This is a genomic window from Streptomyces sp. YIM 130001 (genome assembly GCF_003574445.1).
Taxonomy (GTDB): Bacteria; Actinomycetota; Actinomycetes; order Streptomycetales; family Streptomycetaceae; genus Streptomyces.
Genome location: NZ_KZ984551.1, coordinates 213,968 through 228,794 on the forward strand (window position 1 = coordinate 213,968; position 14,827 = coordinate 228,794).

The window sequence follows — 14,827 nt, forward strand, 5'->3', positions numbered from 1 at the left end:
TACGACGTAAGAATCCCTGTGACCCGAAGGGGCGACGACCGTGAACTCCCGTACCGTCATGCAACTGGGACTGGCCCTCACCGCCGCAGTGGCGGCGGTTCCGCTGGTCGACCTGGCCACCGCGGACAGCATCGCCGGTCACGTACGCGACGCCTATCCGAACTGGCCCGCCACGGAGGTGGCCAAGGACCGCACCGCGATCACCGTCTACCTGGGCACCGTCGGACTCCTCGGCATTCCCTGCTGGCTGTGGGCGATCCGCTCCGCGGGCCGCGGTTCACGCCGCGCTCCGGTGCTCGCAGGCACCCTGTTCACCGCGGGGATGTGCATGGCGCTTTTCGGCCTGACCTACGCCTCGGCGCCGTACGAGCGGGTACTGCCACTCCCCTATGGACTGCTCGGCCTGCTGCCCTGCCTGGCGGGGCTCGCCGCGGTGGTCCTGCTCCGCAGGGAACGCGCCGACACCCCGCCCTCCGTCACCGACGAGGCAACGGCGGGAGCCGGCCGGAGGGCACCATCGCGCACCTCCTAGCGCCTCGGCGCACGGCCGGATGGGCGCCCGGCAACTCGCCTGCGCCAAGCCGGAGTTGGCCAAGAGGGCTCCGTCAGCCCTCGGAGCTCGTGTGCGGGGCAGCGGCGGGCGGGACGCCCTCGGCCGTACGGCCGCGCTGCGCCGACTCGTCGGCGTCCGCGAGCCAGAACAGCACCGGGGACATCACCAACTCCAGCGCTCCCAAGGCGAGTTGGAACCAGTGCGGGCGCCCCTCCACGGCCAGCGAGAGCAGTCGGCCGAGCGCACCGAGAAAGAAGACCGCGGTCAGCAACCGCACCGCCGCAGCCGGAACGGTGGACTGCCGGCCCGCCCAGAGCCAGGCGATCCCGTACCCGGCGAAGATCGCGCCGAGGAACCGGCCGAGGCTGTCGACCGTGGCCCCCGCCGAGGTCGCGCCGGGGATCGCCAGATTTCCGCCCAGGACATGGAAGAGGCCGATCGCCACACAGGCGTACCCCATCACCGACGCGAGCAGTCGCAAAGCCCTGACCTTGGACATGACCGCCACACTCCTCGCTGGTTGACACGTGTCTATTAGCATAGGCGGCACTAGTAGACACGTGTCAAGTAGAGTGCGGACGTGCCTCCCCGCCAGCGACTGACCCCCGACGCCCGCCGTGACCAGATCCTCACCGTCGCCGCCCGGCTCTTCGCCGAACGGAGTTACGACGACGTCCTCATGGAGGACGTGGCCACCCGGGCGGGAATCTCCCGCGCGCTGCTCTACCGCCACTTCCCTGGCAAGCGCGAACTGTTCGCCGCGCTCTACCGGCAGGTGGCCGCGCAACTGCTCGAGCGGACCAGGCTCGATCCCGCGGACACCCTGGTCGAGCAGCTGACCCAGGGCCTCGACGCACACATCGAGTACTTCGCCGAGAACCGCAACACGGTGCTGGCCGCGAACCGTGTGCTCGCCGGCGACCGCGCCATCCAGACGATCATGACCGACGAGCTGGCCGCGCTCCGCGAGCGTCTGCTCGGCGCGCTGCCGCTGATGGACGACGGATCCCGCCGCGCGGTGTCGGGCGTGCTGAACGGCTGGCTGGTCTTCGTTCAGGTGCTGTGCGTCGACTGGCTGACCGAAGAGACCTGCACACGCGCCGAATTGCGCGATGTCTGCATCGGGGCGGTACTGGGCGCGATCCGGCCGCTCCTGGACGAGGATCCGGCGCCGGACTGGCCGCGATCGGGCATGCGGGCAGGTACGGATTCGGGGACGGGCTCCCCGGAGGCGTGACCCGGCCGCCGAGCGGCTCAGACCCGGTCGAGAGGCCGATGCGGTCCGGCCGGCAGTTCCGCCAGGATCTCGTCGCCCGGGCGCACCACGCCGCCCTCCACGACGACGCTCATGATCCCGGCCCTGCGTACGACGTTTCCGCTGTCGTCGCGACCGACGACCTGCTTCAGCAGCCCGTCGCGGAAGGCGTCGATCTGTACGCACGGATTGCGCAGCCCGGTGACCTCCACGACGGCCTCCGTGCCGATGCGCAGCAGCGTGCCGGCGGGCAGGCCGAGCAGGTCGATGCCGCGCGTGGTGACGTTCTCGCCGAGGGCTCCGGGTACGACGTCGAAGCCGGCGGCCCCGACCTCGGCGAAGAGCTCCTCGTGGATGAGGTGGACCTGCCGGAGGTTCGGCTGGGTGGGGTCCTGGGCGATGCGCGAGCGGTGCTTCACCGTCACGCCGGCGTGCACATCGCCCTCCACGCCGAGGCCGGTCAGCAGTCTGATCCACTCCCGGTTCGGCTTGGTGAACGAGTACTCGCCGTTGCTGCTGACCGCCGTGACTGTCCCGCCCATGTCCTACGCCCCCACGCCTCGACACACCCGATCACCGCCAACTCTAGGGCGTGTCCAGGGAGGTTGGTGACGCGGCAGGCTGGGGTGCGGCCTCGCCGGTGGCGCGTCCCGGTCAGCCGACCGGCGGCCTTGCGATGATCCCGAACGCGGTGCCGAGCGGGTCGACGATCTCGGCCGTGCGGCCGTACGGCGAGTCGGTGACCGCACTCACCTCGGCTCCCGCCGTGCGGGCGCGCTCCGCCGAACGGTCCGCGTCCGCCACTTCGAACACCGTGTGCCAGGCGGCCGTTCCGGCCTTCGGGTTCCCGAAGATGCCGCCGACCTCGTGCCCGTCCGGGCGGCGCAGGAAGGTGAAGTCGAAGTCCGGCAGATCGTCGTTGCGGTCCAGGGTGTAGGTGAAGACCTTTGGGTAGAACGCACGGGCGGGACCGGCGTCGGGGGTGACGAGGTCCTGGCGGACCAGGGTGTCCGGCTCGTTCACCAGCTCGCAGCCGGGCGAACGGCGCCCCTGCCACAGCCCGAACTCCGCGCCCTGAGGGTCCGCGACGAGCGCGTGGCGCCCGAGTTCGCCGGCCTCGTTGGGGCCCTCGGCGAGGCTGCCGCCGGCCGCGACGATACGGGCGGTCGCGGCGTCGCAGTCGTCGACCGCGAAGTACATGCGCCAACGGCGCGGCTCCGAAGGGGCGTTGAGACCTGCCGGACCGGATCCGTGCCCGGAGGCGCTCGGCCTGAGTCCCGCGACGGCCCGGCCCCGGAGCAGACAGATGACGTATCCGGCGCCCCGCTCGGGGCTCGTGCGGAACTCCCAGCCGAACAGGGAGCCGTAGAAGTCCTGGGCGCGTGCGGTCTCGTCGGTGAAGACATCGAGATCGGTCCAGGTGGGAGTGCCGTCGGGCTGGTTCACATCGATGACGCTCATGGGGATTGTCCTCTCACGGGGCCCTGGGTGGTCGTCGTCGCTGAACGGTAGGCATCATCTAGGCCAGTTCCCGTCCGCTTTGCCGATGGGTCGGCGCGCGTCGGCTGCGGGCCAGCAGGAGTGCTGCGCTCAGGGCCGCGAGCGTGTGAACGCCCGCCGCGGCGAGGAGCGCGCCGGGCAGCGAGCGGTCCGACAGCGGGCCGGCCGCGGCGGCGCCGCAGGCGTATCCGGCGAGCTTCAGGCTGGCGCCGGTGGTGAAGACCTGGGCGCGGAGCCCGGCGGGCGCGGCGCGGTGCCTGATCGCGAACAGGGCGGCGAGCTGGGGCCCTTCGGCCGCGCCGGCGAGCAGCATGGCCAGGACGACCACCAGCGGATCGAGTACGGCGGTCAGCATCACGGCCAGTGCGAGGACGAGCGGGGTGACGGTGAGGATCCGCTCGGGGTGCAGGAGTCGGGGTCTGCGGGCGAGCACCCCGTTGGCCGCCAGTGCGGGCAGGGCCGTGGCGGCGATGAGCAGTACGCCGTGCGGAGCCGCGCCGAACACCCGCTCACCGAGCACCGGAAGACTCGCGACGAACAGCCCCTCCGCGGCGCAGGACAGCGTCGTGGCCACGGTGGCCCCTGCCAGCACCCGGCTCCGGCCCACGGCCGCGAATCCGTCGCCGAGCTCCCGTACAAGGGCGCGCACCGAACGCCGCACCTCGCCGCCCGGACGCGCCGCCGCACGCCACCGCGAGGTCTCGCCGGGCCGCCTGCGCTTCTGACTGCCGTACCGGCGAAGGGAGTTGGCGCCTCCACCCGGGCCGGGCCACCGGGCCACCGACGCCGCGGCGCAGACGAGGGCCGCGGCCACCAGCAGACCCGGCGCCGCGCCGTGTCGGGCCGCCACGACGGCAGCGAGGGCGGGACCGGCGAGGGACGCCACGTGGAACGTCATGGCGTCCACCGTCGCGGCCCGGCCCAGACGTTTTTCCGGTACGACGTAGGGCAGTTGCGAGGTCCAGCCCCCGGACAGGGCGGGCCTGAGCAGCCCCGCACCGAAGGCAACGAGCACGGCGACCGCGTACGGGGCGGCCCCGAGGGCCGGGACGACCGCCGCGAGAGCCGCGCCCTGCCCCAGGACGGCCAGGCCGAGCAGCCGGCCCGGCGCGGGCGAGCGGTCGAGGAGAGCACCGAGCACCGGCCCTCCCACCGCGGCCGCCACCGTCGCGGCCGCGAGCAGCGCACCCGCGGCCGAGGCGGACCCCGAGACCGCGAGCCCGGCGAGGAGCAGGGCCGGCCCCGACATCTCGTCGCCCACGCGAGCGAGGGTGGCCCCCGTCACGTGACGCGGCCAGGCGTAACGCTGATTCATCTCGGAGACGTTACGAGCGCAACGGAAAGGTGCGCCACAAGCGTTACCTTGGCAGCATGCCCCCGCCCGGATCAGCCACCGGACCCACGCCCCATGCGCCGGAACCAGCGCCCGGCCCGGCGCGCCACGAGTGGTCCACCCGCCATTCCGTCCTCACCCTGGCCCGGCGCACCGTGGCCCTGCTGAACGCCCTCAGTCCCGAGGAGCCGCAGCCCGAGACCGTGGCGGCCGTGCTGTGCGAGTACGGCGAACCGGCGCCGGTCCGGTTGAGCACCGCGGATGTCGCCGATCTCCGGCTCGCGGCCGAGGAGCTGCGCGCGGTCTTCGAGGCCACCGACGTGGATCTCGCCGCGTCCCGCCTCAACCGGCTGCTCGCCCGCGGCACCGGTGCGCTGCGGCTGAGCTCGCACCACGGCGAGAGCCCCTGGCACCCGCACCTCGACAGCGACGACGAGGCGCCGTGGGGTGAGTGGCTGCTCGCCTCGTCCTGCCTCGCGCTGACCGTGCTCGTCTGGGACCGGCAGGAGCCGCCGGGCGGAGTGTGCGCCTCGCCGGTGTGCCGACATGTGTTCATCACCCGCGGCAGCGGCCCGGACCGGCGCTACTGTTCCCGCCGCTGCGCCACCCGCGAGCGCGTCGCCGCCCACCGCCGCAACCGCGCCGCGGCCGGCATCGGGCCGCGAGGCGAGGAGCGGGTCACCCCGCGTCGAGGCGCAGGCTCCAGCGGCCCGCCTGCCCCGTGAGACTCACCGTGGACAGCGGCCGGACGTCGATGTTCCAGTACGTCGCGGGCGGCGCCTTGAGGGCGTAGACGAGGGCGGCGCGCACCACGCCCGGTTCGGCGACGGCGATGATCCGGCTGCCGTCGTCCATCGGCCGGGTGTCAAGCCACCGGCCGACCCGCGAGATGAACGCGAGCAGGGATTCGCCGCCGTGCGGCGCCGAACGCGGGTTGCTCAGCCAGGCGTCCACCGCGGCCGGATCGCGGGCGGTGACGTCGGCCAGGGTGTAGCCGCGCCAGTGCCCCATGTCGCAGTCGCGCAGGGCGGGCTGTGCGAGGGGCGCGAAGCCGAGGGCGTCGCCGGTCGCCCTGCTGCGCGCCGACGGCGAGCAGTAGCGCAGCTCGGCGGCCCCGAGCGGGACGAGGGCGTGCGCTGCGAGCTGCACCTCGTGCCAGCCGGTCTGGTCGAGCGGCCGGTCGTCGTCGAAGCGCTCCGCGAGCAGCGAGGAGTTGCGCGCGGCGGCTATGAGCGTGACCCGAACGTGCATGCGGTGATCGTGGAGGCAGGCGCTCCGGTGGTCAAGGGGGCCCTCGGCCCGGCACCCGGTGCCGGGCCTGCCGGCGTGCGGGCTGCTGCGAGGCGGCGCCGACGGCACGTGGCTCGGCTCAGGCGAAGAAGTGCGCCATCCAGTTCTCCGGGTGGGCCAGCGGCTCGAAACCGACCTTCGCGTAGACCCCGTGCGCATCGTTCGTGGCGAGCAGGATGCGGCGTGGGTCGTACGGCTGCAGCTCGTCGCGGACGGCCGTGACCAGGGCCGTACCGAGACCGGTGCCGCGGGCGGCAGGGGCCACGTACACATCGCAGAGCCAGGCGAAGGACGCGAAGTCGGTGACCACGCGCGCGTACCCGATCTGGCTCCCGGTCGCCTTGTCGTACGCGCCGAAGTTCAGGGAGTTCGCGATGGCGCGGTCCTGCTTCTCGCGGCTGCGGCCGAGTGCCCAGTAGGCGTCGGTGGAGAGCCAGTGGTGGATGCGGGCCGGGTCGAGCCGGGCCGGGTCGGTGGAGATCTCGTACGCACTCATGGCGCGAAGATTTGCAGGCCACCGGATCGGCGGGCCACCGTATTTCACAGCGTGAGATCTGCCTCGGCCGTCACGGGAGCGTCTCGGCGCAGGCCGTGGCGAGGCGGCGTACGCCCTCGGTGATCTCCGCGACGGAGGCGAGGAAGGCATAGCTCAGCCGGACATGCCCTGCCGTGGGCTCCGCGCAGAAGTACGGCCGCCCGGGCGTGATCGCGACGCCGGTACGCAGGGCGGCGGAGACCAGGGCCGCCTCGTCCGCGCCGTCCGGCAGCCGCGCCCAGAGATGGAAGCCGCCGGAGGGCACCTGGGTGGGGGTGAGCTCCGGCAGGTCCCGGAGCAGGGCGGTGACCATGGTGTCCCGCCGCAGCCGCAGCTCACCTGCCACGTTCCGCAGGTGCCGGTCCCAGGCGGGTGATCCGACGAGTTCGACGGCCGCCTCCTGGAGCGGCCGCGGCACGAAGAACTGCTCGACGATGTGGATGGCCCGCAGCCGCTCGAGTACGGGTCCTCGGGCCACCAGGGCGCATACCCGGAAGCTCGGCGAGGTGGCTTTGGTGAGCGAGCAGACGTGCACCACCACCCCGTCGGGGTCCTCGGAGATCAGCGGCGGCGGCAGCGTACCCGCGTCCTCGTGGGCGAGCCGCCGCACGAAGTCGTCCTCGACGACGAAGGCACCGGCCGCTCGCGCGATCCGCACCACCTCGCGCCGCCGGTCCGCCGCGAGTACGGCACCGGTCGGGTTCTGGAAGAGCGGCTGGCACACGAACACCCGCGCCCCGGTGGCGCGGAAGGCGGACTCGAGCAGTTCGGGCCGTACGCCGTCGGCGTCCACCGGCACCGGCACCGGCCGCAGTCCGGCGGCCCGCGCGATGGCCAGCATGCCGGGGTAGGTGGGTGACTCGACGAGCACTTGCGCGCCGGGCGGCGCGAGGGCGCGCAGCGCGGTGGTGAGCGCGGACTGGCCGCCCGCCGTGATCAGCACCTCGGCCGCGGTGACGGCTCCGCCGCAGCCGCGTGCGAACCACTCGCGCAGTTCCGGGACGCCGTCGGTGGGCGGCCGCCCCCAGGCACCGGGCCGCCGGCCGGCGCGGGCGAGCGCGGTGGCCATGGCGCGTTCCGGCTGGAGTGCGGGGTGCAGATAACCGCCGTTGAACTCGATCACGCCGGTGGGCTGCGCGACCAGATTGACCATGACGCCGGTGGCGTCGACGGACCGCGGCGCCAGTTCGTTGCTGGAGTCGGCGCTCAAAGCCACCTCCTGCCAGGAGGTGTCCCCGGCCGGGTCCGCGGCGGTCCGCGGCTCGGCGCGGAAGGCTCCGGCCCCCGGCCGGGTGACGACAAGGCCTTCGGCGACCAGTTGCGCGAGCGCTCGCGAGACGGTGACGGGACTGACCCGGTACGTCTCCACCAAGGCCCTGCTCGATGGCAGTTTCCCGCCAGGTGAGTAGCGGTTCATCTCCATCCGCAGGCTCTGCGTCAACTGGGCCACGCTGCTACTCTGCTGCATGAGAGCACAGGATAGCGCTACCGGAGTCAGGTCGATAGCGGTCACGGATCGCGGACCGTCCGACGCACCGCACCCGCAACCCCGCAGACCGACCGCACGGGCAGCCACCGTCCAGGCCGCACTCGGTGTCACCGCCTTCTCCCTGACGTTCCCCGCCACGGCCTGGGGCCTGGAGGGCTTCGGCCCCTGGTCCCTGGTGACCGTGCGCAGCGTGCTGGCCGCCGTGATCGCGGGTACCTGTCTGCTCGCCCTGCGCGTCCCGCTGCCCGCTCGCGCGTACCGGGGCGGGCTCGCCATGGTCGCGGCAGGTGTCGTGCTCGGCTTCCCGATGCTGACGACCCTGGCCCTGCAGACCTCGACAACCTCCCATGCGGCGGTCGTCGTCGGGCTGCTGCCGCTGACAACGGCGGTGTTCGCCTCGCTGCGGACCGGCGCCCGGCCGTCGCGCACCTTCTGGTGTGCGGCGCTCGCGGGCGCGGCTGCCGTGATCGCGTTCACCGTCGGGCAGAGCGGGGGCGCGCTGAGCACGGCGGACCTGTACCTGTTCGCGGCGCTGCTGATCTGCGCGGCCGGATACACCGAGGGCGGGCGGCTGGCGAAGGTGATGCCGGGCTGGCAGGTCATCGGCTGGGCGCTGGTCGGCTGCCTTCCACTGGTGGTGCCGGGCGCGGTGATCGCGCTCTCCTTCGAACCGGTGCAGCTGACCGCGCACAGCGTGACCGGGCTGCTCTGGGTCGCCGCCGGATCGCAGTTCCTCGGCCTCGTCGTCTGGTACCGGGGTATGGCGACGATCGGTGTGCCACGTGCCAGCCAGCTGCAGCTGGCGCAGCCGCTGCTCACGCTGGTCTGGTCGGTGCTGCTGCTCGGCGAGGACCTGGGCCCGGCCGCTCCGCTGACCGCGCTCGCCGTCCTGGTGTGCATTGCGGTGACCCAGCGGTCGCGCAGCTGACCGCACGGACTCCGGCTCGCTGCGCAGCCCGGAAGGACCGCGTTCTCCCGGGTCCTTCCGGGCGGGGCGGTCGTAGAATTGCGGGCACGTACCGCTCTCCCCGTTCGAACGAGGAGGTCACGTCCCATGGAAGCAACAGTGGGCGACCAGCTCCTGGTGCACGGCCGCACCGTCGGACAGCACGACCGGATCGCGGAGGTCGTCGAAGTGCTCGGCGATCACGGCACTCCCCCGTACCGCATTCGCTACGAGGACGGCCACGAGTCGGTGATGTCTCCCGGGCCGGACACCGTGGTGACGCATCCGCGCTAGGCGTTCGGCCTGAAGCGTTGTTCACGCGGTGGTGCGTGAGTGGCCGCCGAGTGCGGTGGCTGTGCGGGTGGAGCACCTTCCGGCCGGAGCCGGATGGGCGCGGCCCCAGGCTGTCCAGCGCGGCAGATCGTAGAGGTGACGGCCGAGGCCCGGCGGGGCATGCCCGCCGGGCCGTCACGTCGTTCAGCGCGGTGGGCGCACCGGACTGCGGTAGTGGTCCGCCACCACCTTGGCCATCGCGCCGGTCGGGTCCTGGCGGATCTCCGTCCCCGAGAAGTACGCGTGTCCGCGCGCCTCGGGGAAGTCCCTGGCCAGGGTGAGGTGCCGGGAGAGTTCGGCCGGATCCTGCCAGGGCTCGGGCTGCGCGGGGTCGCCGGCCTTGTACAGCGCCTCGCCGACGATCAGCTGCACGTCGGTGCCGCGTACGGTCTCGGCCCACCAGGGCAGGAGCTTGGCGTAGTCGGCGTCCTGGAAGCCGATGTTCCAGTACAGCTGGGGCGCGATGTAGTCGATCCAGCCGTTCCGGATCCACTGGCGGGTGTCGGCGTGCAGATCGTCGTAGGTCTGGACGCCTGCGGCGGTGTCGGAGCCCTCGGGGTCGGTCGCCCTGTTCCGCCAGACGCCGAACGGGCTGATGCCGAAGCGCACGTCGCGGCGTACCTGCCGGATGCGCTCGGACATCTCGCACACCAGACGGTCCGTGTTGTCACGGCGCCAGGCTGCCTTGTCCGGGAAGTCCGCGCCGTAGCGCCGGTACGTCTCGTCGTCGTCGAAGACCTCGCCCTCGACGGGATACGGGTAGAAGTAGTCGTCCCAGTGCACCGCGTCGATCGGATAGCGGCGGACCGCGTCCAGCATCGCGTCCTGGACGAAGCGGCGGACCTCCGGGATCCCGGGGTTGTAGTAGAGCTTCCCGCCGTACGGCAGTACCCAGTCGGGGTGCAGGCGTGCGGGGTGGGACGGTGAGAGCTTGCCGGGGTCCGCGTGGATCGCGACACGGTAGGGGTTGAACCAGGCGTGCAGTTCGAGGCCTCGCCGGTGTGCCTCCTCGACGGCGGTACCGAGCGGGTCCCAGCCCGGGTCGCGGCCCTGGACGCCGGTGAGCACCTCGGACCAGGGCTCGTACGGCGAGGGCCACAGGGCGTCCGCGGTCGGGCGGGCCTGGAAGATCACCGTGTTGAGCCGGCGGTCCACCGCGGTGTCGAGGAACCCGATGAGCTCGGCACGCTGCTGCTCGGCGCTCTGCCCCGGAGTCGTCGGCCAGTCCCTGTTGTCGACACTGGCCACCCACATCCCGCGGTACTCCGGACGGCCGGTCGCCGGCCCCGGAGCCCCGGGCCTGCCGGGTGCGGCAGCCGCGTCCCCGGCCGTCGCGATCCCGGTGAGAGCGGCCGCCGCGGCTACCGTGAAGCCCCTGCGCGTCATATGCACCGAATGCACCCCCTTGCAACTTCTGTCAGCAGTGGTCCCGCACAGGATGCCCGCCCCCGTCACCGGATGCACAGAACCTCGGAGTACCGTCGTGGGCTCGAGGGGTGCCCCGAAGGTCTTTTGCGGCGCCCCCGGTAAGCGGTCCCGACCGGACCGAGGGCGGGAGACCAGCTCCGGAAGACGGGCGCCGCTCCTTGACGGCGCCGGTCGGCCCGAAGATCTGCGAGAGGCACGAGGTGACTGACCCCATGGGGGATATTGCACGCGTCGGAGTAGTCGGATGCGGCCAGATGGGTGCGGGGATCGCGGAGGTCTGCGCCCGCGCCGGTCTGGATGTGAAGGTCGCCGAAACCACCGGCGAGGCCCTCGAGTTCGGCCGTACCCGACTGCTCAGCTCCCTGACCAAGGCGGCCGAGCGCGGCAAGATCTCCGAGGAGGAGCGGGACGCCTCACACGCCCGGCTGAGCTTCACCACGGATCTCGGCGAGTTCGCCGACCGTGACCTGGTGATAGAGGCGGTGGTGGAGAACGAGGCGGTCAAGACCGAGATCTTCCAGGTTTTGGACCACGTCGTGACCCGCCCCGACGCGATCCTCGCGTCGAACACGTCGTCCATCCCGCTGGTGAAGCTGGCCGTCGCCACCTCGCGGCCGGATCACGTCATCGGCATCCACTTCTTCAACCCCGCCCCCGTGCAGCAGCTCGTCGAGCTGATTCCGGCACTGACCACCTCGGAGGGGACGATCAGCCGGGCCGAGGCCGTCGTCGAGAAGGTGCTCGGCAAGCACGCGATCCGCGCCCAGGACCGCTCGGGCTTCGTGGTCAACGCCCTGCTCATCCCGTATCTGCTCTCCGCGATCCGGATGTTCGAGTCGGGTATCGCGAGCCGCGAAGACATCGACAACGGCATGGAGATGGGCTGCGCGCACCCGATGGGTCCGCTGAAACTGGCCGATCTCATCGGCCTGGACACGGTCCACTCCGTCGCCGACTCGATGTACGAGGAGTACAAGGAGCCGCTCTACGCCGCTCCCCCGCTGCTGCAGCGCATGGTCGACGCCGGACGGCTCGGCCGTAAGTCCGGCTCGGGCTTCTACACGTACTCCTGATCCCCGGGTGCTCCTGATCCCCGGGAGTAAGAATTCGGTCGCTTCGCCGCGACCGCGCGAGGGCCACCACCCGGTTCACGAGTGGTGGCCCTCGGTGCGTGCCAGGGCCTCACGGGCCCTCGGGGCACGCCCTACTTGTCGTCGCGGAAGGAGTCGCGAGCGCCTTCGGCCTTGTCACGGGCGCTGTCCAGGCCCTCGCGCATCTTGCCCTTCGCCTGGTCGGCCTGGCCTTCGCCCTTCTTCCGGTCGTCGCCGGTGGCCTTGCCGACCATCTCCTTGGCCTTGCCCTTCGCCTTGTCCATGGCGCTGTCGCCCATGATCACTCCTTGTTCGGTGCGGCTGGGACGCTGCCACGCTATGGGCGGTTCGGGTGACGCGCATCTTGAGGATGCCGACGGGGCGCGCGGAGCACCGGCCGGTTCTCACCCCTCGATTCTCAGCCACGCTGGGTGAGGGGACCGAGAACGGGAATCGGCCACTCTGCGTATCGTTCCGGCCAGGAGATCGCCGTCCGGCGCCCTGAGCGCCCTGCCGCGCACACCGGGCGCCGCCGGTTCACACGGTGTGCGCGCCGCGGTACACGCATATGCCCCGCGCACACACTTCCGCCGCACCCACCAGCCGAGTTGACTGTGCGTGCGCCGGCGAACAGCGGTGCGTACGGCAGCAGGATCCCGACCCGAGAGGAGCACCCCCGTGACCGCCGACCCGGAGCATCCCGTGGTCCCGGAAGAACACGCAGAGTTGCGCCGCAGCCTCGATGTGGGACTCGCCCGCGTCGAGGGCCGACTCGCTCTGATCACTCAGCGCGACGACCGATGCGCCAAGGATCTGGAGGAGCTGAGCGCCCGGGTGGCCGCGCTGGAGCGAACTCGCTGGCCATTGCCCGCACTTGCGGTGCTCGCTGCGCTCGGCGCGCTCGTCGTTGCGGTATGGCAGGCCGCCGGGCACTGAAGTGCCGTCCTGTGCGCCGCTGTTGGGCGAGCACCGCAGGGCGCGCCGTCGATGGTCGGACGCCGACAGCCCCTAGCCGAGCCGCAGATGGTGCAGGAGCAGCAGAGCGGCAGCCATGTTGGCGGCCGGGACCTCCCCGCGGGCGATCATGTCGGGCACCAGCTTGAGCGGCACCCACTCGCGGCGCGACGACTCGAAGTCGTCCTCGGGAGGTCCGATGTAGTCGCCGTCCTCGGACCAGTAGATGTGGTGGCGCGCGTCCGTGAGCCCGTTGGACGGTTCGACGCTCATCAGGTGCCTGAGCGGTCCCGGCCGCCACCCGGTCTCCTCCTCCAGCTCGCGGGCGGCCGCGGTGGCGATGCCCTCACCGTCCTCGACGACCCCTGCCGCGAGTTCCCAGCCCCAGCTGTCGGTGATGAACCGGTGCCGCCACAGGAGCAGTACCTCGTTCGCCGGGTTCACCACCGTGGCCACCGCGACCGGGCGCAGGCGGATCACGAAATGATCGAGATGCCGCCCGTCGGGCAGCTCCACATCGGCGAGATTGACCTGGAACCAACGGTTCCCGTACACGTTCCGCTCGTCTCGCTTCGTCCACTGCACGGTTCTGCCCACCTTCCGCCGGGATACGGGCAATATCCCAGCAGGCGAGCGGTTCACAGCGGCACGCGCAGCGCTCCGTCGATGAGAGCGGCCGCCTGGTCGGTGCCCGCACAGCCGTTGCGCACCAGATGCTCGCGCACCGAACGCAGTCGGTCGCGCAGGCGCTGGGACTCCATCCCCCGTGCCTGTTCGGCCATTTCGACCGCGGTCGCCACCGCCAAGTCGGCCTCGCCCTGCCGCAGTTCGATCTGGGTGAGCATCGCCAGCCGGTGTACCCGCCCCCGGTCGTGAGCGGGAGTGTCCACCGCGGCCGCCGCGTGTTCCCGGGCCGCGATGAGGTCGCCGAGACTCAACAGCGCCTCCGCCACCTGCACATTGACCAGGCCCGGCTGCACGTAGCCGGTCTCGTCGGGCTCCCTGCTGCGGTGGATTCGGTCGGCGGCCGACTCGGCCCGCCTGATGCAGGCCAGCGCACTCGAACCGTCGCCGAGGTGGGCGTACGACTTGGCCTGCATCGCGTGCAGATCGGCGGCGAGTGCGGGCGTGATGTCCCGGCCCGCGGCCCTGAGTGCGGCCTCCGCGAAGGCCACCGCCTGCCGGAACTCCCGCTGGAACAAGGACTGGTTGACGAGCAGCGCGATGACGTACGCACCGAGCCCCCGGTCCGCACTGGCCTTGGCGAGCCGCAGCGCCTGGTGGAAGTAGCGCTGGGCCAGGCCGTGGGCGTCCGAGTCGTAGGCGCAGATGCCGGCGACCGCCACCAGGCCGCCCGTCGCACGGTGCAGATGGCGTCCGGTGTTGTCCGAGTAGCTGCCGCGCAGCAGCGGCGCGGTCTCGGCGTTCAGGAAGCGGATGATCCTGGCTCGGGTCGCCACGCCACCCGTCTTGCGGTACATCTGCTCGTAGTGGGCCCGCGCCGAACGGAGCATGGCGATATCGGACATGCTGACCTGCTGGCGTCCGCCGCGGGAGACGTCCACGTCCTCCGGCGGGTTCTCCCACTCCCACACCGGCATCACCGCGGGGGTGCCGGTGACGGCGGGGGCGCCCAGGATGTGCGGGCGCTGCTGCTCGTCGGACCGCCACAGGGCGGTGGCGCGCTCGACGAAACCGGACAGGCTGGAACCGCCCCCGTCCCACCGGCCCGCGGGACCTCCCGGTACGCCGAGGCCGATGTCGTCGAGGGTGACCGGGCGGTGCAGTCGCTCCGCGAGCACCTCGCAGATCAGGTCCGGCACCTGGCCGCGCGGGCGCTGCCCCTTCAACCAGCGGGCCACGGCGGTGTGTTCGTAGCGCAGCGGCAACCCGCGGCCTCGGCCTGCCTGGTTGACGTGGGCGGCGAGGCCGGCGTGCGAGATCCCGGCTTCGTCGAGGATGGCATCGAGCAAGGTGTTGGGCTGCATGCGGCCCTCCGGAGACTCGGTGCCAAGGAGCCTAGTCGACCCGCTTTCACACGGGGTGCGAACCAAGTGCCCGCGACCGGAGGGCTCACGCGCTGCCCTGCGGACCTCAGGGCCGGTTCACTTGGGAAACCT

General features: G+C 72.0%; 18 protein-coding genes. 7 read left to right on the forward strand and 11 right to left on the reverse strand.

Translation table 11 applies throughout. The annotated features are described in order from the left end of the window. Positions 1-40: 40 nt before the first annotated feature. The gene (locus DSC45_RS08765; protein WP_205571282.1) at positions 41-532 is read left to right on the forward strand and encodes a hypothetical protein; all 492 of its coding nucleotides are present in this window, start codon (positions 41-43) and stop codon (positions 530-532) included. Between the two features lie 73 nt (positions 533-605). Here the strand turns inward: DSC45_RS08765 and DSC45_RS08770 are convergent, their stop codons facing one another. Then, positions 606-1,052, reverse strand: coding sequence for a DUF4345 domain-containing protein (locus DSC45_RS08770; RefSeq protein ID WP_119288796.1), 447 nt, complete (start codon positions 1,050-1,052; stop codon positions 606-608). A gap of 81 nt (positions 1,053-1,133) precedes the next feature. Between DSC45_RS08770 and DSC45_RS08775 the strand changes: the two genes are divergently transcribed. Further along, positions 1,134-1,790: a TetR/AcrR family transcriptional regulator gene (locus DSC45_RS08775; RefSeq protein WP_119288797.1), complete on the forward strand. Its 657-nt coding sequence runs from the start codon at positions 1,134-1,136 to the stop codon at positions 1,788-1,790. Positions 1,791-1,807: 17 nt separating this feature from the next. Here DSC45_RS08775 and DSC45_RS08780 read toward each other — a convergent pair whose 3' ends face one another. From DSC45_RS08780 to DSC45_RS08790, 3 genes are all read right to left on the reverse strand, one after another. Next, the gene (locus DSC45_RS08780) at positions 1,808-2,350 is read right to left on the reverse strand and encodes an MOSC domain-containing protein (protein WP_119288799.1); all 543 of its coding nucleotides are present in this window, start codon (positions 2,348-2,350) and stop codon (positions 1,808-1,810) included. A 112-nt stretch (positions 2,351-2,462) separates the two neighbouring features. After that, a complete protein-coding gene (locus DSC45_RS08785) occupies positions 2,463-3,269 on the reverse strand; it encodes a VOC family protein (protein WP_119288801.1) in 807 nt (268 codons plus the stop codon). Between the two features lie 58 nt (positions 3,270-3,327). After that, the gene (locus DSC45_RS08790; RefSeq protein WP_119288803.1) at positions 3,328-4,623 is read right to left on the reverse strand and encodes an MFS transporter; all 1,296 of its coding nucleotides are present in this window, start codon (positions 4,621-4,623) and stop codon (positions 3,328-3,330) included. Between the two features lie 158 nt (positions 4,624-4,781). Between DSC45_RS08790 and DSC45_RS08795 the strand changes: the two genes are divergently transcribed. Continuing rightward, positions 4,782-5,366, forward strand: coding sequence for a CGNR zinc finger domain-containing protein (locus DSC45_RS08795; RefSeq protein WP_119289209.1), 585 nt, complete (start codon positions 4,782-4,784; stop codon positions 5,364-5,366). On the opposite strand, the gene DSC45_RS08800 is transcribed toward DSC45_RS08795, so the two are convergent. The 3 genes from DSC45_RS08800 to DSC45_RS08810 all read right to left on the reverse strand — a co-directional run bounded on the left by DSC45_RS08800 (position 5,320) and on the right by DSC45_RS08810 (position 7,934). After that, the gene (locus DSC45_RS08800) at positions 5,320-5,892 is read right to left on the reverse strand and encodes a histidine phosphatase family protein (RefSeq protein ID WP_119288804.1); all 573 of its coding nucleotides are present in this window, start codon (positions 5,890-5,892) and stop codon (positions 5,320-5,322) included. The two genes, DSC45_RS08795 and DSC45_RS08800, sit on opposite strands and share 47 nt — an antisense overlap. 118 nt (positions 5,893-6,010) lie before the next feature. Beyond that, entirely contained in the window at positions 6,011-6,427 is a 417-nt protein-coding gene (locus DSC45_RS08805) for a GNAT family N-acetyltransferase (protein WP_119288806.1), read from the reverse strand. A gap of 70 nt (positions 6,428-6,497) precedes the next feature. Next, positions 6,498-7,934 carry an aminotransferase-like domain-containing protein gene (locus DSC45_RS08810; protein WP_119288808.1) on the reverse strand — a complete coding sequence of 479 codons (1,437 nt, stop codon included), beginning with the start codon at positions 7,932-7,934 and terminating at the stop codon, positions 6,498-6,500. Here DSC45_RS08810 and DSC45_RS08815 point away from each other — a divergent pair. Both DSC45_RS08815 and DSC45_RS08820 read left to right on the forward strand, forming a co-directional pair. Beyond that, positions 7,933-8,883 (forward strand): DMT family transporter, encoded by a 951-nt coding sequence (locus DSC45_RS08815; RefSeq protein WP_119288810.1) that lies wholly within the window; start codon positions 7,933-7,935, stop codon positions 8,881-8,883. The two genes, DSC45_RS08810 and DSC45_RS08815, sit on opposite strands and share 2 nt — an antisense overlap. Positions 8,884-9,009: 126 nt before the next feature. Beyond that, positions 9,010-9,195, forward strand: a complete 186-nt coding sequence (locus DSC45_RS08820; RefSeq protein WP_119288812.1) for a DUF1918 domain-containing protein — start codon at positions 9,010-9,012, stop codon at positions 9,193-9,195. Between the two features lie 183 nt (positions 9,196-9,378). On the opposite strand, the gene DSC45_RS08825 is transcribed toward DSC45_RS08820, so the two are convergent. Continuing rightward, positions 9,379-10,620 (reverse strand): glycoside hydrolase family 10-like protein, encoded by a 1,242-nt coding sequence (locus DSC45_RS08825; RefSeq protein WP_119288813.1) that lies wholly within the window; start codon positions 10,618-10,620, stop codon positions 9,379-9,381. A 254-nt stretch (positions 10,621-10,874) separates the two neighbouring features. Between DSC45_RS08825 and DSC45_RS08830 the strand changes: the two genes are divergently transcribed. Continuing rightward, positions 10,875-11,735, forward strand: coding sequence for a 3-hydroxybutyryl-CoA dehydrogenase (locus DSC45_RS08830; RefSeq protein WP_119288815.1), 861 nt, complete (start codon positions 10,875-10,877; stop codon positions 11,733-11,735). A gap of 131 nt (positions 11,736-11,866) precedes the next feature. Here the strand turns inward: DSC45_RS08830 and DSC45_RS08835 are convergent, their stop codons facing one another. Beyond that, positions 11,867-12,052, reverse strand: a complete 186-nt coding sequence (locus DSC45_RS08835; protein ID WP_119288817.1) for a CsbD family protein — start codon at positions 12,050-12,052, stop codon at positions 11,867-11,869. Between the two features lie 379 nt (positions 12,053-12,431). Here DSC45_RS08835 and DSC45_RS08840 point away from each other — a divergent pair, with 379 nt between their 5' ends. Further along, entirely contained in the window at positions 12,432-12,689 is a 258-nt protein-coding gene (locus DSC45_RS08840; protein WP_119288819.1) for a hypothetical protein, read from the forward strand. A gap of 72 nt (positions 12,690-12,761) precedes the next feature. On the opposite strand, the gene DSC45_RS08845 is transcribed toward DSC45_RS08840, so the two are convergent. Both DSC45_RS08845 and DSC45_RS08850 read right to left on the reverse strand, forming a co-directional pair. Further along, entirely contained in the window at positions 12,762-13,292 is a 531-nt protein-coding gene (locus DSC45_RS08845; protein WP_119288821.1) for an NUDIX hydrolase, read from the reverse strand. 53 nt (positions 13,293-13,345) lie between these two features. After that, positions 13,346-14,695: an NsdA family TPR-like regulatory protein gene (locus DSC45_RS08850; RefSeq protein ID WP_119288823.1), complete on the reverse strand. Its 1,350-nt coding sequence runs from the start codon at positions 14,693-14,695 to the stop codon at positions 13,346-13,348. Between the last annotated feature and the right edge of the window lie 132 nt (positions 14,696-14,827).